Source organism: Thermosynechococcus sp. TG215 (assembly GCF_031583455.1).
In the GTDB taxonomy this organism is placed as follows: domain Bacteria; phylum Cyanobacteriota; class Cyanobacteriia; order Thermosynechococcales; family Thermosynechococcaceae; genus Thermosynechococcus.
The window spans coordinates 1,255,475-1,273,878 of sequence record NZ_CP134178.1; the positions used below are offsets into that span (position 1 = coordinate 1,255,475).

Below are 18,404 nucleotides of genomic sequence, written 5' to 3' on the forward strand. Positions count from 1 at the left end.
TCACATCCTGCCGTCGAGGAAACATCTCATCCCAAATTCAGAAGATAGAATCCAAACGGCCAGCCCATCAGACAAGGGGTCATTCCGCGTCTTGGAAATACTGCTGGGCGTAGAACTGGGCGTAGCGGGCAGACTGGGCAAGTAGTTCTTGATGGCTGCCACTTTCAATGATCCGCCCCTGCTCTAAGACAAGAATGCGATCGGCGCGACGAACCGTGGCCAAACGGTGGGCAATAATAAAGACGGTGCGCCCCTTCATTGCCTTTTCGAGAGCACTTTGCACCAAGGCTTCCGATTCAGAGTCCAAAGCAGAGGTGGCCTCATCCAAGATCAAGATACGCGGATCGGCATAAACTGCACGAGCGATCGCCAGTCGTTGGCGTTGACCCCCAGAGAGATTAATCCCCCTTTCCCCGACCCATGTCTGATAGCCATCGGGAAACTGAGTAATAAAGTCATGGGCATTGGCGATTTTGGCGGCCTCAATCAGTCGCTGCCAATCCGGTTCAGAGTAACCAAAAGCAATATTTTGGGCAATACTGCCTGAGAAAAGAATCGTTTCCTGAGGAACAATGCCAATTTGCCGCCGCAGGCTTTTCAGGGTCACAGTTTTAATGTCAATGCCATCAATCAAGACTTTTCCCGCTTGGGGGTCATAAAACCGGGGCAACAGGTTAACAATGGTGGATTTACCTGCTCCTGAATGTCCCACAAGGGCAATCACCTCGCCCGGCTCCGCCAAGAGATTAAAGTCCTTGAGCACGGGACGCTCTAGATCATAGCCAAAGCACACATCTAGGTATTGCACTTTGCCAGAAATGGGGGGTAGGGGCTGCGCATGGCTCATTTCCTTGATCGTGGGTTCGAGAGCCAACAGGCCAAAGCTACGCTCCACCGACGCCTGTGCCATCTTGAGTTCATTGTAATCAGCAGAAATCATATTAATGGGTTCCATCAGTAGCGCTACTGCGGCAACAAAGCTGAGGAACTGCGGCCCTGTGAGATGACCGGCATTGATTTGCCACGCCCCCAAGATAAACAGCAGCATAATGCTCAGAGCCTCAAGAAACCCCACCACCGGGTATTGCATTGACTTAATGCGTTCTGCACGGTAGCGAGCACGACGGTTCATATCAGCCTGCTGTTCAAACTGCTCTACAGCATAGTCCTCAGCCGCAAACGCCTTAATCAGACGAATCCCCGAAAAAATCTCCGTGAGGTGGGAGGCCAAATCCGCAATGCGGGCTTGACTCAGGCGCGACTGTCGCAACAACCGATTGCCAAACCAAGCGATGAGAAACGTCATCAGTGGCGCAATGATCATCGTCCCCAATGTCAGTTGCCAGTTGAGGTAGAACATATAACCAATGACGGCAACTGTGGTTAAAGTTGAGGGGATGAGGCGATGAAAACTGCTATTGACCATGACGCCAATGCGATCCACATCCTCAGTGAGGCGGTAGGTGAGATCGCCGGTCGCTGCCTTTTCAAAATAGTCCACCCCCAAACGATGCAGATGACGGTACAGCCGCACCCGAATGTCATAGACAATCCGTAGGGAAATATCGGACATTAGGACATCTTGGCCAAATTGGCAAAAACTACGACCGACAAACAGCAGCGAGGAGGCGGCACACCATTGAATCAGGCCTATCAAATCCCCTGCCCCGATGAGCTTCGCCGCTTGGCCAATGAGGTAGGCGATCGCCGGCATGGTCGAGACGTAGCCGAGGGTACACAAAAAAGCGACCAGCAACCGTCGCCGATAGGGAAGGATATAAGCAAGTAACGGCCGGTAGCTGGTATTCCAAAGCATGGGCTATTTTCCAATGCAAAAACGGCTAAAGATTTGTTCTAGCACAGACTCAGTCACCTCTTCCCCGGTTAGGGTACCAAGGGCACGAGCGGCAGCATGCAGGTCAATTGTCCAAAAATCGAGGGGGAGTTGGGCATCAATGGCCGCAAGCACATGATTCAGGGATTGGTGAACCTGCTCCAAGAGCGCGGCTTGACGTTGGTTGATGGCAAACTCTAGGTTAGCGGCGGTAACCCCTTGGCCTTGGACAAGGTCTAAAATGGCGTCCTCGAGAGACTCAATTCCCCTTTGACTGAGAGCCGAGAGCAGCACAGTGGGAATGGGGGCAATGGGCAATGGAATATCTTGAACCTCTACGGTTTCGCTGAGGAGATCAGCTTTATTCAAAACCACCAAGACGGACTGAGGCGCTTGCTGCCGCCGCTGCTGCAGCTCGAGTTGGTCGTAAATCTCCTGATCGGCGGCTGTCCACCCTTGACTGGCATCAATGACAAGGAGGATGAGATCAGCACTGGCTGCGGCTTGGCGCGATCGCTGGACGCCAATTTGTTCGACAAGGTTATCGGTCTCGCGAATGCCTGCGGTATCAAGTACTTGGATTGGAATGCCACCGACAACCAATTGGGACTCGACAATATCGCGGGTGGTGCCGGGTAAATCTGTCACAATGGCGCGATCGCTACGGCTCCAAGCATTGAGCAGACTCGACTTACCGACATTGGGGCGACCCACAATGGCCACTTTTAGCCCCGTGCGGATCAGTGCTCCCCGTTCTGCTGTGGCCAAAAACGCTGCCACTTGGTGTTGCAGCTGGCGAATGTCCTCAGCAATGGCTGCGGGGTCAAGGGGGGGTAGCTCGTCCGTAAAATCGAGTCGCGCTTCAATTTCCGCCAAGAGGGATAAACAGGTCTGACGAATCTGCTTGAGGGGACGGGCCAGTTTGCCCGTGAGACCCGCTAGCGCTATTTGGGCTGCCGTTGTCGATTGGGCGGCCACCAGTTCGGCCACACTTTCGGCTTGGGTGAGATCAAGGCGACCGTTGAGGAAGGCGCGCAGCGTAAATTCCCCCGGCTCGGCGAGGCGTGCTCCGGCGGCGACACACAGTTGCAGCACGCGCTGGACAGGGATGAGGCCACCATGACAGTGAAATTCCACCACATCTTCGCGGGTGTAGGAGCGGGGCGCCAGCATTAACAGCAGGAGCGCTTCATCGACCCGTTCCCCAGTTTGGGGGTCGCGGACATAGCCATAGAGAATACGATGGGATTCCCAAGGCTGCTTGCCGGGGGCTTCAAATAAAGACTGAGCGATCGCGACTGCTTTGGCGCCTGAGAGACGGACAATGCCAATACTCCCTTGCTGGGGCACAATAGCCGTGGCGATCGCCACAATCGTGTCATGAAGGGATTGCACTACCGTGGGTGATAGGACTCCTTTAGAGACTCATCTCGGCGGCTTGCACTTTCTCGACCTGTTTCTTCTTCAGAACCAGCAGAATCTGCGAGAGGGTGATGGCGGCAAAGAAGACCAACAGCCACTTAATGCGGTTGGGATCCTGCAGGACAATTTCCGTATCCTTTTGCCCAAAACCACCCACATTGGGATTGTTGGTGAGGGCTTCACCCGCTGCCACCGTTTGGCCTTCACTGACAATGAGGTCAGGGCCAGCGGGAATGGTCTCTGTCACTGCTTCACCACTCTCGGGGGTGATCACCACCGCAGTACTGCCATCGGGGTTAGCGGTAATACTGGTAATCGTGCCCGCGATCGGTGCAGTAAAGACGTTATTGTTGCTCTTTTCACCATTGGGATAGACTTGGCCGCGACCGCGGTTGCCCCCAGCGTGAACGGAGTATTTACCGAAGTGGATCGATTTATCCGTGGCAGGGTTGGGGGCGAGGACGGGGAAAACAATTTCCTGATACTGCTCACCCGGTAAGGGCCCCACCAGAATAATGTTTTGCTTGTCCTCACTGTAGGGCTGGTAGTAAATGCCGCTGGTTTTGGCTTGTAACTCCTCGGGAATGCGATCGGGAGGAGCAATTTTGAAACCCTCGGGCAGCATGAGAACTGCACCGACATTCAGACCGCCCTTAGAGCCATCCCCCAACACCTGTTGCACACGGGTGTCGTAGGGAATTTTCACCACGGCTTCAAAAACGGAATCGGGGGTGACGGCTTGGGGCACTTCCACTTGGGTGGGTTTGGCGGCGAGGTGACAGTTGGCACAGACAATTCGCCCGGTCGCTTCGCGAGGACTGTCATAGCCCTGCTGCGCATAAAATGGATAGGCCTGTGCTTGCGGTGACCAAAGAAGCACACTGGCGGCAAGGGCGATCGCCAGCGTCAACGATTTGAAAAAGCGTTTCATACCACTCCCTAATTTCTTTTTACGTCCACCAAGGTTCTTTGCCCGTGCGGAAATCGGTTTCCGTCCAAGGGGTAAACACCAGTTTGTCATCTTCGGTAACCGTGGCATTCACCAGTGCCAAGGAGAGGGGAGCAGGGCCACGCACCACTTTACCTGTGTTGTCGTATTGAGAGCCGTGGCAGGGGCAAATGAACTTGTTTTCACTGACATTCCAAGGCACCACGCAGCCAAGGTGAGTGCAGACGGCATTCAAGCCGTAATTGGCAATTTGGTGATCCTCAGTAACAATCACGTAGGTGGGATCCCCTTTAATCCCTTGGGCAAGGGAGCGATCGCCCGGCAGGTGCTTCGTCAGGTAGTCGGAAACCTTAATATCGTTGCCTAATGCATCCTTGGCAACCACACCACCACCCGTGCCGCCACTGGAGGGCGGAATGAAATACTTGACGACAGGGTACAGAGCGCCCAACGCTGTACCGGTAATGGTACCAAACGTCAGCAGGTTCATAAACTGTCGCCGCCCCATATCGGGCACATCAGACATTCCAGAAACTTGAGCCATGGTTTACGCTTATTTACTAAGGAATCGAAACGAACAGCCGTAAAATAATTACGTTTGTTAACTATTATCACACTGTCCGAGCCGTCCTAGCCGCAAGGGCTGAAATTCTTGCCAATGCTGACGCCCCTCACTGGTGATGAACTCCATGCCTTGCTCCTGCGCAAATGGGGGCGCTCCTTTGACCTTCAGTTTCGCCGCGTGGGCGATCGCATCTTTTTGCAAGTGATGTGGCGTTACCTCGAGCAGGCCTCCTATCCCGATACGCCTGAAGATTATGCCGCCCACCTTGGAGCCATCGCCCAGCACCTCAATGACTGGGGCTGTGCCCAGCAAGTTTGCACCTTTATTGAGACCACCCGTGAGAAACCCCGCCTCGGCAAAGCGGTGAATATTCCCCTCAACCTTGGCACCCGCATTATCGAATGGCTGGAATAGCTGCCCTTAGCAGATTTTTGAAAAAATGTTAAGAATGTTAAAAAGGATTGCGATGATGTGGGAGATGTCCCCCCTATGCCTGAGAATGTTTGCGGAAGGTTACGTCAGCCCGTCGGGTTCATCGCCGTACCTATCTCTCCTACAGGAGTGCGGTGAATCGTAACATTCCAATGGCAAATGCCACATTATCAAGACCCTTGTTTTACAATTCCAACTTTGGAGGAACTCAATGAGCGTCGTCACGAAATCGATCGTGAATGCAGATGCCGAGGCCCGTTACCTCAGCCCCGGTGAACTGGATCGCATTAAAAGCTTTGTCAGCACCGGCGAGCGCCGTCTGCGCATTGCCCAAACCCTGACCGAAAACCGCGAGCGGATTGTCAAGCAAGCGGGCGATCAACTCTTCCAAAAACGGCCTGATGTGGTCTCCCCCGGTGGCAATGCCTACGGTGAAGAAATGACCGCCACCTGCCTGCGTGACCTCGACTACTACCTGCGGCTTGTGACCTACGGTATTGTTGCGGGTGATGTCACCCCCATCGAAGAAATTGGTTTGGTGGGTGTGCGTGAAATGTACAACTCCCTCGGCACCCCCATTCCTGCCGTGGCCGAAGGGATCCGCGCCATGAAGAACGTTGCTTCCTCGCTGCTGTCTGCAGAAGATGCCGCTGAAGCCGGTTCTTACTTTGACTTCGTGATTGGCGCCATGCAGTAGGTCGCCTCAGCATCCTTCATTGATCCATCATCCAAATCAGTTTTTGAGGAAAAAGAACTATGCAAGACGCGATTACCGCTGTCATCAACGCCTCTGACGTACAAGGCAAATACCTCGACACCGCCGCCATGGAGAAGCTGAAAGCTTACTTCGCAACTGGCGAACTGCGGGTGCGGGCTGCGACCGTGATCAGCGCCAATGCCGCCAATATCGTCAAAGAAGCAGTGGCCAAATCTCTGCTCTACTCTGACATCACCCGTCCCGGTGGCAACATGTACACCACCCGTCGCTATGCGGCCTGTATCCGCGACCTCGACTACTACCTGCGCTATGCCACCTATGCCATGCTGGCTGGGGATCCTTCCATCCTCGATGAGCGGGTGCTCAATGGGTTGAAAGAAACCTACAACTCCTTGGGCGTGCCCATCGCTGCCACTGTGCAAGCCATCCAAGCTATGAAAGAAGTCACCGCCAGCTTGGTGGGTGCCGATGCCGGCAAAGAAATGGGCATCTACTTTGACTACATCTGCTCTGGCTTAAGCTAAGTACAGCTCTCCAGTCGCACATCTGTCTGGGAGTTAGGGGTTAGAGTGTCAGCCTGTCATGGCAATTGTGCTTAAACAGTCTGAGTCTGGCCTTTAGCTCCCAGACGTGTAATCACCCTACACAGATTTGGAGTCCCATCCCATGCGCATCTTCAAAATTACCGCCTGTGTGCCGAGTCAAACCCGTATTCGCACCCAGCGCGAACTGCAAAACACCTATTTCACAAAACTGGTGCCCTACGAAAACTGGTTCCGCGAGCAACAACGCATCCAAAAAATGGGTGGCAAAATTGTGAAAGTGGAACTGTTTACGGGTAAGCCGGGGGTCAACACTGGTCTAGCCTAGGTACCCCTCTAAAACTGTTTCCTAGCGATTTTGAGGCTTCACTGTTGAGATAGTTGATTGGGGGGTGCTCCCTTCTGAGGCAATTATCTGGGCGGTGGAGCTTTGCTCATTAGAGAAGCTTTAGAAAACTTTTCCCAAGGCTGCTAAACGAGAAAACGCTCCCAGCCATCGCCATATTGGAACCGCATTTTCGGGAAAACGGCCTCTAAATTCTCGTGGGGGCGCGGGATCACCGTTGACGACAGATAGAGCGTTTTTTCCTTAGGACTTTGAGCTGGAATTTTCTTGGCGGCTTCCACACCCGCTGCAACCGCAATTTGCACTTCAGAAACGTCGCCGCGCACAATAATCGTCAGGCGAGCACCACTGACCACTTCATAGCCCACAAGGGTAACACGCGCCGCTTTCACCATGACATCGGCAACGGCTAAGGCAGGGGGATGACCCAGTACTTCTACCATCCCAAGGGCAATGGGCATGAAGACCGCTCCTAAACACAAAAATTTGTTAAAGTAATGCCATTCTTGCGATCGCGAAGGGATGCACTAATTTGGCAACATCAGCATATCATCTCTATTGAGAGCCTTGATAAGTTCGAGGGGCGATCGCGATAATTGATTTTTATCGCCAAAATCATCTTTTCTGATTGAGTCTTTTTTGAGGGTATTGCAAGTTTAAGCCTCAGAACGCCCCACCCCCATCAGCTTGGCCAAGCCAATCCCCGTAAAGTAGAGGGCAAGCAGAGCACCCGCCAACAGTCCTTGAGTAATCGGATCAATGGAGGGGGTCAAAACCGCTGCCACGGCTACGGCAATAATCACCACGTAGCGCCATTGGCTGAGCATTTGCGGGATGGAAACAATGCTGAGGGCAATGAGTACCAACTGGAGAATCGGGACTTGGAAGGCGAGGCCGGTGGCAAGGAGCAATAGCAAAATAAAATCCACATAGCGATCGATCGACCACAGTTGCTCAACCACATCTGCCCCATAGTTAATGAAAAAGCCAAGGGCTGCGGGTGCCAAGAGGGTATAGGCAAAGGCCAAACCGGCAATAAAGAGAATGGATGAACCAAAAACCACCGGTGCCAGCAAGCGTTGCTCACGTCGTGTCAATCCCGGCAGGATAAAACGGATGGCTTGGTAGAGAATCATCGGCGTCGCTAGGAGGATGCCACTGTAGGCCGCCGCTTTACAGGAGACAAAAAAGTACTCCCCCGGACTTAGTTGCAGGAATTTCGCACCATGGGCTGGTTTTTCAAGGAACTGAATGATCCAGCGGACTTGGGTAAAGCAAAGAACAATGGTGACAGCAACAGTGCCGAGGACAACAAAGAGCCGCTGTCGCAACTCCTCAAGGTGATCCCAGAGGGACATTTCCACTTCATTGGGCAGTTCATCCTCAGGGTCAATGGGGTCGCTTGCCTCAAGGGTGCTGTCAACAATCGCTGAGGATTCTGGAGCCGGACTCTCAATATCGGGCGATCGCGTCATTCAATCTCTGCAATTCCTACTCTTTCACAATTATGAAGGAAGTGCCCACGGGGTTCCACCCTCTCTTCAGCAGTGATGTAGCTCTTTTTACAGGGATGGCACACACTGAAAACAGCCAAAGCGGCTACCAAACAGGAGCATCCCCCCTTCTTTACCCCCTAATTGTCGAAAAGCGCTTTAGCTAGAGTTTTCTGAATCCTTGTCCTGCTTTTTACAATGATAGGAGAGCGTAAGAATTATAATGCGTTAGCGCTGCCCCAAGGGGTCGCAATTCAATTCTGAAGTCTTGATCACCTGCACTGACACTCGTCTATGTCCTTAATGGCAATTCCCCGCAGTTGGGGTAAGCTGCCGCTGACGGCTGAACTGCTCAGCAAATTACAACACCAACGGGAACTGATCCTCACGGGGATGCCCCGCCTTGTCAAGGGCTTTGTGGCCACCACATTGGCGCAGCAGAGTCAGCAATCGCTGTGTGTGATTACTTCCACCTTAGAGGAGGGGGGACGCTGGGCGGCGCAATTGGAACTCATGGGTTGGGAGGCGGTGCTCTTTTACCCGACATCGGAGGCCTCTCCCTATGACCCCTTTGACTTGGAAGCGGAGATGGTCTGGGGGCAACTGCAAGTTCTAGTCGAGAGCGATCGCCCCAATATTGCAATTGTCACCACGGAACGGGCACTGCAACCCCATTTACCCCCACCAGAGCAGTTTCGTGCCGCCTGTCTAACTTTAGAGGTGGGTCAAGAGCACTCCCTAGGGGAAGTGGCCACCGCCTTGGCAGCCCTTGGTTATGAGCGGGTTTCTCTCGTGGAAACGGAAGGCCAGTGGAGTCGGCGCGGCGACATTGTGGATATTTTCCCCGTCTCGGCGGAGCTACCGGTGCGCTTGCAGTGGTTTGGCGATGAGATTGAGTCCATTCGCGAGTTTGATCCGGCCAGTCAACGCTCCCTACACACCGAGGGCGATCGCCTTGATGCCCTTGCGCAGGTAACCCTGACGCCCATTAGTTTTACTCCCCTGATTGCCCAAGCCCTGCGGGCAGCAGATCACGCCCATCTCATTTCAGAGGATCAAGAGGGATTGCGGCGCTATCTGGGGGTGGCTTTTCCGCAACCGGCTTCGCTCTTGGATTATTTGCCTGCCCAAACCCTCATTGCCGTGGATGAGCCGCCCCTCTGTGCTGCCCATGGCGATCGCTGGTATGAGCACAGTCAAGCCTACTGGCAAAGCCTTGAAACGCCACCCCCCCCCATTCATCGTCCGTGGTCAGCCAGTGCCCAAGCCCTCGAGCGGTTTCAACGGGTGCACCTCTACGAACTGGCCAGTGAGGGACTCGGTCTCAATTTATCAGCACGGGCGGTTCCAGCCATTCCCCACCAATTTGGTCGCTTGGCGGCAACCCTGCGGGAGGAACGGGACAAGGGGTACACCGTGTGGTTGGTCTCTGCGCAGCCGAGTCGCTCTGTAGCCCTGTTGCAGGAGCATGATTGCCCCGCCCAGTTTGTGCCCAATCCCAAGGACTTTCCGGCCATTGATAAGCTGCAACAGCAGCGACTGCCCATTGCCTTGAAGGCCAGTGGTCTAGCGGAAATTAGTGGCTTTATTTTGCCTACGTTCCGCACGGTGCTGGTGAGCGATCGCGAGTTCTTTGGCCAGCACAACCTAGTCAACCTTGGCTATGTGCGCAAACGCCGCCGCGCTGCTGCCAAACAGGTGGATCTCAACAAGCTTCAGCCAGGGGACTACGTCGTCCATCGCCAACACGGCATTGGTCAGTTCCTGCGCCTAGAAACGCTAACGATTAACAACGAAACCCGCGAGTATCTCGCCCTGCAATATGCCGATGGCATTCTCCGCGTTGCTGCCGATCAACTCAACAGCCTCTCCCGCTACCGCAAACAGAGCGATGGCGTTCCCCAACTCAATAAGTTAACGGGCAACACTTGGGAACGTACCAAAGCCCGGGTGCGCAAGGCCATTAAAAAAGTAGCGGTGGATCTGCTGCAACTCTATGCCCAACGTGCCCAACAACAGGGCTTTGCCTTCCCTCCAGATACACCGTGGCAGCAGGAAATGGAGGACTCGTTTCCCTATCAGCCCACCCCGGATCAACTCAAGGCCATCCAAGAGGTCAAGGCCGATATGGAGAGCGATCGCCCCATGGATCGGCTGGTCTGCGGTGATGTTGGCTTTGGCAAAACCGAAGTGGCCATTCGTGCTATTTTCAAAGCCGTGATGGCAGGCAAACAGGTGGCCGTTCTTGCCCCGACGACAATCCTAACGCAGCAGCATTACCACACCCTCAAGGAACGCTTTGCCCCCTATCCGATTCAAGTGGGGCTGCTCAACCGTTTCCGCACCGAGAGTGAGCGGCAAGAGATCCTGCAAAAGCTGAAAACGGGCGAAATGGATGTTGTCGTGGGCACCCATCAACTCCTGAGCAAAACCGTTAAATTTCGGGACTTGGGGCTACTGGTGGTGGATGAGGAACAACGCTTTGGCGTCAACCAAAAGGAGAAAATCAAAGCCCTCAAAATCCAAGTGGATGTGCTCACCCTCAGTGCAACGCCAATTCCCCGCACCCTCTATATGGCCCTGTCGGGGGTTCGGGAGATGAGCCTGATCACCACACCACCCCCCTCGCGGCGCCCGATTCAAACCCACCTTGCCCCCTATGACCCAGAAACGGTGCGCAGTGCGATTCGCCAAGAACTGGATCGAGGCGGTCAAGTCTTCTATGTCGTGCCGCGGGTTGAGGGAATTGAGGAGGTAGCGGCAAAGCTGCAAGGGATGGTGCCCAGTGCTCGTATTCTCATTGCCCACGGTCAGATGGCAGAAGGAGAACTGGAATCCACGATGCTTGGCTTTAGCAATGGTGAAGCCAATATTCTGGTGTGTACGACCATCATTGAGTCCGGCTTGGATATTCCCCGCGTCAATACGATTTTGGTGGAGGATGCGCAGCGGTTTGGCTTGGCACAACTTTATCAACTGCGGGGTCGGGTTGGCCGAGCGGGCATTCAAGCCCATGCGTGGTTATTTTACCCCCGCCAAGAGGTGCTGACTGAAGCGGCACGCCAACGACTGCGGGCAATTCAGGAGTTTACCCAACTGGGATCGGGCTACCAACTGGCAATGCGAGACATGGAAATTCGCGGTGTGGGCAATCTCCTAGGGGCGGAGCAGCACGGTCAACTGGACAGTGTTGGCTTTGATTTGTATGTGGAACTGCTCGAGGAGGCGATCGCTGAAATTCGTGGCCAAGAGATTCCCACCGTTGACGATACCCAAGTGGATCTCAATGTCACTGCCTTTATTCCCGCCGACTATATGCCCGATTTGGAACAAAAGATGGCCGCCTACCGTGCGGTGTCCGCTGCAACGACAAAAGAAGACTTGATGCAATTGGCGGCAGAGTGGAGCGATCGCTATGGGGCATTGCCCAAATCAGTTCAGCAACTGCTGCGGGTTGTGGAACTCAAACAACTGGCACGGCAGTGTGGCATTAGTCGCATTCGTCCCGAAGGGAAGCAGCACGTCATCCTTGAAACCCCGATGGCGGAGCCAGCATGGAAACTGCTCCTAGAGCAACTGCCCACCTATCTCCAAAATCGGTTTGTCTATAGTCAGGGCAAAATTACCGTGCGGGGTCTAGGGACGCAACCGGTGGAGAAACAACTGGCGCAACTCATCGACTGGTTCAGCCAAATGAAAACAACCGTTGCGACAACCCCCTAAAGCACGGATTGCGGATCTAGTTGGTCTAAAAGGGGCTGAAGAACCGCTTCCCAAGGGGGGAGGGGAGTCCCCAAAACCGCCTCCAACTTCTCGCAGTTGAGGGTGGAAAAGGCGGGTCGCTTGGTCGGTGTCGGATACTCACTGCTGGGAATCGCCTCTAGGGTGGCAGTTGCATAGCCCTTGGCACGCAGGTGATCAAAAATTTTTACCGCAAAGCCATACCAACTGGTACTGCCGCGGGGCGTCAGGTGATAGAGACCGCTCAAGGAGGGATCCGCCTGCCAGCGTTCCAGCAGTTGATAGGTGACTTGGGCAATGAAGGGGGCAGCCGTGGGCGTACCGATTTGATCGGCAACGACCCGAACCACAGGACGGGTTTGAGCAAGGCGAACCATGGTGCGCAAAAAGTTCTTGCCCCGCAGGTCATACACCCAACTGGTGCGCAAGATCAGGTGGGCGGGGTGATGGGTGGCGATCGCCTGCTCTCCTAGCCACTTACTATAGCCATAGGCATTGAGGGGGGCAGTGGCATCGGTTTCGCGATAGGGTCGCGACTGCGTACCAGCAAACACATAATCCGTCGAGTAGTGAATCAACAGCCCTCCCAAAGAGGCCATCGTTTCTGCCAAAAGACCCACAGCTGTGCCATTAATCCGTTGTGCCCGTTCCGGTTCCTGTTCCGCCTGATCCACGGCAGTATAGGCCGCCGCATTGATGACCACATCGGGGCAAAGGGTTTTTACTAGGTTGGGAATGGCCTCTAAATCTTCCAAGTCCAGTGTTACGGCAGTGCCTTGGCGAGCAATGGGAATGACTTCTACCCCTTGGGGAGCCTGCTGCACCAATTGCCAGCCCACCTGCCCCGTTGCCCCCAAAATCACTAGCCGCATTTTCCGCCCTCCCTGATGATGAACTGATTGTTAAAATACTTTAAGAGTTTGCGCGACTGCCCATGAATACGGCAATTGTCCCCAGTGATTCCGCGCCCCAAGAGATTGCGATCGCGGCTGAAACCCTTCCCAATGATCCGGAGACCTTTCAACCCTATGATCCCGTGGCCATTGGTGCCTACTACCGGCAGCGACCTTTACTGGTCTTCAGTCGCTGGTTGCGGATTCTCTGGCCAGTGTTTTGGCTGCTCTTTAACCGTTGGTGGGACAGGGTCACAGGCCAAAGTAAACAAAATCAACACCAGCGAGCGATCGCCCTGCGGGAAACCCTCACCCGCCTTGGACCAGCCTATATCAAAGTGGGGCAAGCCCTCTCCACTCGTCCGGATCTCTTGCCAGCGGTCTATTTGGAAGAATTAACAAAACTCCAAGATCAGTTGCCACCCTTCCCCAATGAAGTGGCCTTTCAGTTTATTGAGGAGGAACTGGGCGCCCCCCCCAGTGAGCTTTTTGCTGAACTGAGTGATCATCCCATTGCGGCTGCCTCCTTGGGACAGGTGTACCGGGGCAAACTCCACAGTGGCGAAGAGGTGGCCGTCAAAGTCCAGCGTCCCGGCTTGGCAGAAAGTATCACCTTGGACATTTACATTCTGCGGGGGGTGGCCTATTGGGCAAAACGCCTGATCAAGGAGATTCGCAGTGATTTAGTGGCCATTCTCGATGAATTTGCTGGTCGCCTCTTTGAGGAAATGGATTATACCCAAGAGGGACGGAATGCCGAACGCTTTGCCCGTCTCTATGGCCACCTCACCGATGTCTATATTCCCAAGATTTACTGGAATTATACGCGGCGGCGGGTGCTCACCATGGAGTGGGTGACGGGGGTCAAACTCAACCAACCGCAGCAAATTCAAGCCTTGGGGATTGATCCGCGCTACATGGTGTATGTGGGGGTGCAGTGCTCCCTGCGGCAGTTGCTCGAACATGGGTTTTTCCATGCTGATCCCCATCCAGGGAATCTGCTGGCCATGCCTAGCGGCAAATTGGCCTATCTCGACTTTGGCATGATGAGTGAGATTGCCCCAGAGCAGCGCTATGGCTTGCTGAATGCCATTGTCCACATTGTTAACCGTGAGTACGAAAGCCTTGCCTACGACTATGTTCATTTAGGGTTCCTAACCCCCGATACAGATCTGGAACCAATTATTCCGGCGCTGGCCTTGGTCTTTGAGGATGCCTTGGGGGCGAGTGTCTCGGAACTAAATATCCAACGCATTTTCGATCGCCTGTCAGAGGTGATGTACGAGTATCCCTTTCAGGTGCCTGCCTATTATGCCTTGATCGTGCGATCGCTCCTGACCATGGAAGGGATTGCCATGGGCGTTGACCCCAACTTTAAGGTACTCAGTGCCGCCTATCCTTACATTGCCAAACGACTGCTCACGGATCCTGCCCCAGAGCTGCGCACAAGTCTCACGAACCTGCTCCTCAAGGATGGTCAATTTCGCTGGACGCGCCTAGAAAATCTGCTGCGCAATGCCCGCGAGAGCCGTGACTATGACTTTAATGTGGTGCTGGAGCAGGCTTTAGATTTTCTCTTTTCGGAACGGGGAGCGGAGTATCGCGATCGCCTAGCGGATGAAATTGTCAAGAGCCTTGACACGTGGGCACGGACAACCATAGGGCAATGGAACTTGGTGCAACTCTTACCCCTCGTCACCCGTCCCGTACCGGCAACGGCAAGTTCTAATATCGTCAGTGAAGCCAATGCCCTAGAGCATTTGCGCCGCATTTTCAGCATTTTGCAGGATACCCCCGGCTTTGACTGGGGCAAGGTGATGCCGGCAATTCTGCGGATTATTGTGCGCCCAGAGGTACAGCAAATGGGTCAGCGTATTGTCAACGGCCTCCTGCAACGGGCGATCGCCCGCTTTATTCGGGAGATGTTGCTGGCGGACTCGCAGCCGGCGCTTCAGACGACGAGTTTGTCTCGCTAGGTTCTGGGGATACGGGCGGTGGTGCTTCTTCAGTGGGGGTGGGTGCTGGTGAGGCTTCACTCGCAGGGGATGGTCTAGCCTCTGGTTTTGGTGTTGGTGGTAGCGTTGCCGGTGCTGGCATGGCAGGCTGTGGTCTTGGGGTGGCAGCAGGTTGCTGACCTCGGCACACTTCGGGGCGATACTCAAAAGCAAAGGTGAGCGCTAGGGCTTGGTACTGCCCTGTGGCCTCAAAGGATTGCTGACGTACCCGTTCTAGGGCGGCTTGATCAAGGAGTGCAGAACCACTGCTGCGAATAATCTGGGGATTGCGGGTGAGCAAACCCGTTTCGGGGGCGGCATTGGCAGGCAGCAATTGCCCTTGGGGAGTGACCACCACCGCAATGGTTGTTTCCCCCTGCAGGCGATCGCCACAGGCCTCTTGGGGATAAAAGTCCGTGATCCGCTGGGCTAAATTCACTTGTAGATTCGTCGTATTGAGGGTCAATCGCGTTTGATTAAACCACCGCGATAACGCTGCTGCCGCTTCGCCTTCTGTGGTTGCTAGGGGTTCTTCAGGGGTGGGTTCAGGCGTAGGCGTCGGTGAGACGAGTTCCGGCGCAACGGCCACCTCTTCATTCGGGGTTGTCGGGATAACGGGTAAGGGGCGGGCGGGCGGGGGCAATTGCCATAGCGGCGGCAAAGGTTGCAGCGGTACTGGATTGGGTAGGGGCGGCAGTTCCGTCAGCGGCGGCAAGGGGGGCAGGGGTGCCAAGGGGGCAAAGGAAAGGGGGGGTGGCTCAATGCCTGTAAACGGTAGAGGCGGTGGTGCGGTCGTGGCAAGGGGCGGCAGTTCCGTGGGCAAGAGCGGTTCAATCGAAGGTAAATCCGCTTCGAGTTCCGGAGAAAGGCTGACCAAGGGCACCAGTTGATCACTGGCCAACTCTGGCGGTGTGGGTTCGGGCACCCGCACAAAGGAAAGAATCACAGCGTGCAGCAGAATTGAACTGGCGATCGCCAGCCGTGTTGGCTCCCACACCGGCCACTGGGAAACCCTTTGCCAAATGGGTTGCATTGGTAGCCGCAGCACCCCAGATCCTCCACACCTACCATTTATGACAATTGTATCTCGGCTGCTTAAATTTGTAACAAGACTTGCTATAATCATCCACATTTACATTCCCTGTAAATCATGTTCGCCCAATTTCCAGAAGTTGAAGTTATACTCAATCGTTTTTTTGTGAAAAATCTGACTCAACAGGATCTCAGATTTTATGAATACCAATGCCAATTTACTCAAGTGCCAGAGGAAGGTAGCGAGCAAAAAGCCCTTTCCAGCGTTTGCTACAAACTAGGTGTAACTGCTGTTCGACTAGGGAACCGCATTATTACAAGGCAGCCTATTGATACTAGTAAGATGCAAACTCAGGGTTGGCAGTTACAGCAAATAGGATGTAGAGAGCTGAGTTGTCAAAATGATCACGAAAGGCAGGCACTGGAATCCTTTGAACGCAAAATCCTAGAGTGCAAATTAAAAGAAAAATTTAACAAAACCAGAATTGAAAAAGATTACGAAGTCGGATTGATTTGGTGGATTCCTGCTGAAGAAGGGGTAGAAAAAAGGGGGGATGGCTGGGAAGTACATAGAGGTAGAGCAATCAACGTTAGAATTGAGCCAGATGGAAAATTATACTTGGAAATTGATATTCATCATCGCTTTTATACTCCATTTACACTTGAATGGTGGCTCAACGAATACCCCGATATTCAGATCAAGTACGTCAGAAATACTTACGAAGATAAAAAAGTTTGGATTCTTGAAGATTTTTCGAATAAAAGTCCAAATGACGTAGAAATAAAAGAACTCGGAATCAGTTTAGCGGATTACCACCGTCGAAAGGGTGCATCTGAAGAAGAAATAAATGAATCACGTATTGTAATTGTTAGAAAAACTAGTGACTATAAAGCTAAGCCAGTATATCATCTATCTCAAAGACTATCACCAGTTCTCACAGTGGAAATTTTAGCACAAATTGCTGAACAAGGCAGAGAAAAAAGTGAAATTCAAGGTGTGTTTGACTGCATTAGGAAAAACATTAACCTGCGTTTGTCGGAATCCCAAAAAACAGCCGAACTCATTTTCAAACACATCTATAATCTTAGTTGTCAACCAGAGCCGATCAAAGTTAACGGGTTTGTCATGCCTCGCGCAAAACTATTAGCTCGCAATAATAAAGAAATTGACAAAACAGCTAAAATTAGCTCCTTTGGCTGTGCAAAAATTGGTGAAAAGAAATTTGGTTGCCTTAATCTTTCTGATGATAAAACTGAATATCCAGAAGAAGTACGCAAATGCTTACTGGAAATAGCGAAAAATAGTGGCACCCAGATACAAATAGACTCCTATTTTACCAAAAGCGAATACCCGGAAGGTTATCTGGCTCAACAAAGATTCTGGCAGCAATGGGCTGCTCAAGAAATTAAAACTGTCTTAGTGGTGATGCCTTGGTCACCCAATGAAGAAAAACAGAAATTGCGAAATCAAGCATTAAAAGCAGGTATAGCAACTCAGTTTATAGTGCCAGTTAATGTAAATAATTATAAATCTCTCAATGTTTGCCTAGGGCTGTTGTGTAAAGCCAAGTGGCAGCCTGTCTATCTAAAACCATTAGATCATCCTGAAGCTGCTGACTTGGTTATCGGTTTTGACACAGGTACAAATGGAAGACTGTACTATGGCACTTCTGCTTTTGCAGTTTTAGCCAATGGTCAAAGCTTGGGTTGGGAGTTACCACATGTGCAACGGGGAGAAACTATCTCTGGCCAAGCAATTTGGCAAGTTGTGTCTAAGCTAGTGCTTAAATTCCAAGACAATTGTCATTCCTACCCTAAAAAGATACTACTGATGCGTGATGGCCTTATTCAAAAAGGGGAATTTGAGCAGACAATTGAAGAACTAAATAAAAAAGATATTGCTGTCGATATTCTCAGTGTCCGTAAAAGTGGCTCAGGCAGAATGGGACGTGAGATTTGTTCAACTGATAGCAAAGTAACCTATCAGGACGCTGCAGTGGGTACTGTTGTCTTGTTCGAGGAAACGAACTCATTTATTTTACAAAGTAGCGAGGAGGCAAGCAAGAAAAAATATGGAGGCAGTGCTAGACCGTTGCGCGTTGTGCACACCCATGGCAAGACCCCTTTAGAACTACTGGCTTTACAGACCTATCATTTGACTCAATTGCATCCTGCTAGCGGATTTTGCTCTTCTCGACTGCCTTGGGTACTGCACCTCGCCGATAAAAGTAGCAAAGAGTTTCAGCGCATCGGTCAAATCAGCGTTTTACAGAATATTGATCGAGAAAAGTTAATTGCTGTTTGATAGAACAATAGATTTTAATCTAGCAAAATACAGGGCAACATTGAAATACCTTATGCAGTCTGCCCAAACAGCGGCAGAACCCTCTTAATCGAGCAATCAATCTATGAGAAGGTAACCAGTTTTAGATAAAATTCTATG

Annotated in this window: 15 protein-coding genes; 7 read left to right on the top strand and 8 right to left on the bottom strand. The window is 52.6% G+C overall.

The features are described from left to right. Positions 1-79 precede the first annotated feature (79 nt). From RHJ02_RS05955 to petC, 4 genes are read right to left on the bottom strand one after another with little or no spacing between them, the layout of a single operon-like run. Positions 80-1,816, bottom strand: coding sequence for an ABC transporter ATP-binding protein (locus RHJ02_RS05955; protein ID WP_302679094.1), 1,737 nt, complete (start codon positions 1,814-1,816; stop codon positions 80-82). Between the two features lie 3 nt (positions 1,817-1,819). Next, a complete protein-coding gene (gene mnmE, locus RHJ02_RS05960) occupies positions 1,820-3,229 on the bottom strand; it encodes a tRNA uridine-5-carboxymethylaminomethyl(34) synthesis GTPase MnmE (protein WP_310800555.1) in 1,410 nt (469 codons plus the stop codon). Positions 3,230-3,251: 22 nt separating this feature from the next. Continuing rightward, positions 3,252-4,187 (bottom strand): cytochrome f, encoded by a 936-nt coding sequence (gene petA / locus RHJ02_RS05965; RefSeq protein WP_149817480.1) that lies wholly within the window; start codon positions 4,185-4,187, stop codon positions 3,252-3,254. 19 nt (positions 4,188-4,206) lie between these two features. Next, entirely contained in the window at positions 4,207-4,749 is a 543-nt protein-coding gene (gene petC, locus RHJ02_RS05970) for a cytochrome b6-f complex iron-sulfur subunit (RefSeq protein ID WP_310438386.1), read from the bottom strand. Between the two features lie 114 nt (positions 4,750-4,863). Between petC and RHJ02_RS05975 the strand changes: the two genes are divergently transcribed. The 4 genes from RHJ02_RS05975 (at position 4,864) to RHJ02_RS05990 (ending at position 6,790) form a co-directional block, all read left to right on the top strand. Further along, positions 4,864-5,184 carry a DUF3067 family protein gene (locus RHJ02_RS05975; RefSeq protein WP_149817476.1) on the top strand — a complete coding sequence of 107 codons (321 nt, stop codon included), beginning with the start codon at positions 4,864-4,866 and terminating at the stop codon, positions 5,182-5,184. Between the two features lie 229 nt (positions 5,185-5,413). Then, the gene (apcA, locus tag RHJ02_RS05980; protein ID WP_149817474.1) at positions 5,414-5,899 is read left to right on the top strand and encodes an allophycocyanin subunit alpha; all 486 of its coding nucleotides are present in this window, start codon (positions 5,414-5,416) and stop codon (positions 5,897-5,899) included. Between the two features lie 59 nt (positions 5,900-5,958). Then, on the top strand, positions 5,959-6,444 hold the full coding sequence (apcB, locus tag RHJ02_RS05985; protein WP_149817471.1) for an allophycocyanin subunit beta: 486 nt from the start codon (positions 5,959-5,961) through the stop codon (positions 6,442-6,444). A gap of 142 nt (positions 6,445-6,586) precedes the next feature. Next, complete coding sequence (locus RHJ02_RS05990; protein ID WP_206201483.1) at positions 6,587-6,790, top strand: phycobilisome linker polypeptide; 204 nt, start codon at positions 6,587-6,589, stop codon at positions 6,788-6,790. 143 nt (positions 6,791-6,933) lie between these two features. Here the strand turns inward: RHJ02_RS05990 and RHJ02_RS05995 are convergent, their stop codons facing one another. Beyond that, the gene (locus tag RHJ02_RS05995) at positions 6,934-7,269 is read right to left on the bottom strand and encodes a carbon dioxide-concentrating mechanism protein CcmK (RefSeq protein WP_024125880.1); all 336 of its coding nucleotides are present in this window, start codon (positions 7,267-7,269) and stop codon (positions 6,934-6,936) included. Positions 7,270-7,464: 195 nt separating this feature from the next. Then, on the bottom strand, positions 7,465-8,283 hold the full coding sequence (gene tatC / locus RHJ02_RS06000; protein WP_310800556.1) for a twin-arginine translocase subunit TatC: 819 nt from the start codon (positions 8,281-8,283) through the stop codon (positions 7,465-7,467). Between the two features lie 312 nt (positions 8,284-8,595). Here tatC and mfd point away from each other — a divergent pair, with 312 nt between their 5' ends. Beyond that, on the top strand, positions 8,596-12,024 hold the full coding sequence (gene mfd / locus RHJ02_RS06005; RefSeq protein WP_310800557.1) for a transcription-repair coupling factor: 3,429 nt from the start codon (positions 8,596-8,598) through the stop codon (positions 12,022-12,024). Here mfd and rfbD read toward each other — a convergent pair. Continuing rightward, positions 12,021-12,914 (bottom strand): dTDP-4-dehydrorhamnose reductase, encoded by an 894-nt coding sequence (gene rfbD, locus RHJ02_RS06010; RefSeq protein WP_206201485.1) that lies wholly within the window; start codon positions 12,912-12,914, stop codon positions 12,021-12,023. The genes mfd and rfbD overlap by 4 nt on opposite strands. Positions 12,915-12,976: 62 nt before the next feature. On the opposite strand from rfbD, the gene RHJ02_RS06015 reads away from it, so the two are divergent. Further along, positions 12,977-14,911 carry an AarF/ABC1/UbiB kinase family protein gene (locus RHJ02_RS06015; RefSeq protein WP_310800558.1) on the top strand — a complete coding sequence of 645 codons (1,935 nt, stop codon included), beginning with the start codon at positions 12,977-12,979 and terminating at the stop codon, positions 14,909-14,911. On the opposite strand, the gene RHJ02_RS06020 is transcribed toward RHJ02_RS06015, so the two are convergent. Continuing rightward, positions 14,847-15,977, bottom strand: coding sequence for a hypothetical protein (locus tag RHJ02_RS06020; RefSeq protein WP_310743520.1), 1,131 nt, complete (start codon positions 15,975-15,977; stop codon positions 14,847-14,849). The genes RHJ02_RS06015 and RHJ02_RS06020 overlap by 65 nt on opposite strands. A gap of 102 nt (positions 15,978-16,079) precedes the next feature. Between RHJ02_RS06020 and RHJ02_RS06025 the strand changes: the two genes are divergently transcribed. Continuing rightward, positions 16,080-18,266, top strand: a complete 2,187-nt coding sequence (locus RHJ02_RS06025; RefSeq protein WP_310743521.1) for an argonaute PAZ domain-containing protein — start codon at positions 16,080-16,082, stop codon at positions 18,264-18,266. Positions 18,267-18,404 lie beyond the last annotated feature (138 nt).

Bases quoted from the DNA above. Each gene is read 5' to 3' on its own strand.
- RHJ02_RS05955 (WP_302679094.1), bottom strand. From the start codon at position 1,816: ATGCTTTGGAATACCAGCTACCGGCCGTTACTTGCTTATATCCTTCCC.
- apcB (WP_149817471.1), top strand. From the start codon at position 5,959: ATGCAAGACGCGATTACCGCTGTCATCAACGCCTCTGACGTACAAGGC.
- petA (WP_149817480.1), bottom strand. From the start codon at position 4,187: ATGAAACGCTTTTTCAAATCGTTGACGCTGGCGATCGCCCTTGCCGCC.
- mfd (WP_310800557.1), top strand. From the start codon at position 8,596: ATGTCCTTAATGGCAATTCCCCGCAGTTGGGGTAAGCTGCCGCTGACG.
- RHJ02_RS06015 (WP_310800558.1), top strand. From the start codon at position 12,977: ATGAATACGGCAATTGTCCCCAGTGATTCCGCGCCCCAAGAGATTGCG.
- apcA (WP_149817474.1), top strand. From the start codon at position 5,414: ATGAGCGTCGTCACGAAATCGATCGTGAATGCAGATGCCGAGGCCCGT.
- RHJ02_RS05995 (WP_024125880.1), bottom strand. From the start codon at position 7,269: ATGCCCATTGCCCTTGGGATGGTAGAAGTACTGGGTCATCCCCCTGCC.
- RHJ02_RS05990 (WP_206201483.1), top strand. From the start codon at position 6,587: ATGCGCATCTTCAAAATTACCGCCTGTGTGCCGAGTCAAACCCGTATT.
- RHJ02_RS05975 (WP_149817476.1), top strand. From the start codon at position 4,864: ATGCTGACGCCCCTCACTGGTGATGAACTCCATGCCTTGCTCCTGCGC.
- rfbD (WP_206201485.1), bottom strand. From the start codon at position 12,914: ATGCGGCTAGTGATTTTGGGGGCAACGGGGCAGGTGGGCTGGCAATTG.
- RHJ02_RS06025 (WP_310743521.1), top strand. From the start codon at position 16,080: ATGTTCGCCCAATTTCCAGAAGTTGAAGTTATACTCAATCGTTTTTTT.
- tatC (WP_310800556.1), bottom strand. From the start codon at position 8,283: ATGACGCGATCGCCCGATATTGAGAGTCCGGCTCCAGAATCCTCAGCG.
- petC (WP_310438386.1), bottom strand. From the start codon at position 4,749: ATGGCTCAAGTTTCTGGAATGTCTGATGTGCCCGATATGGGGCGGCGA.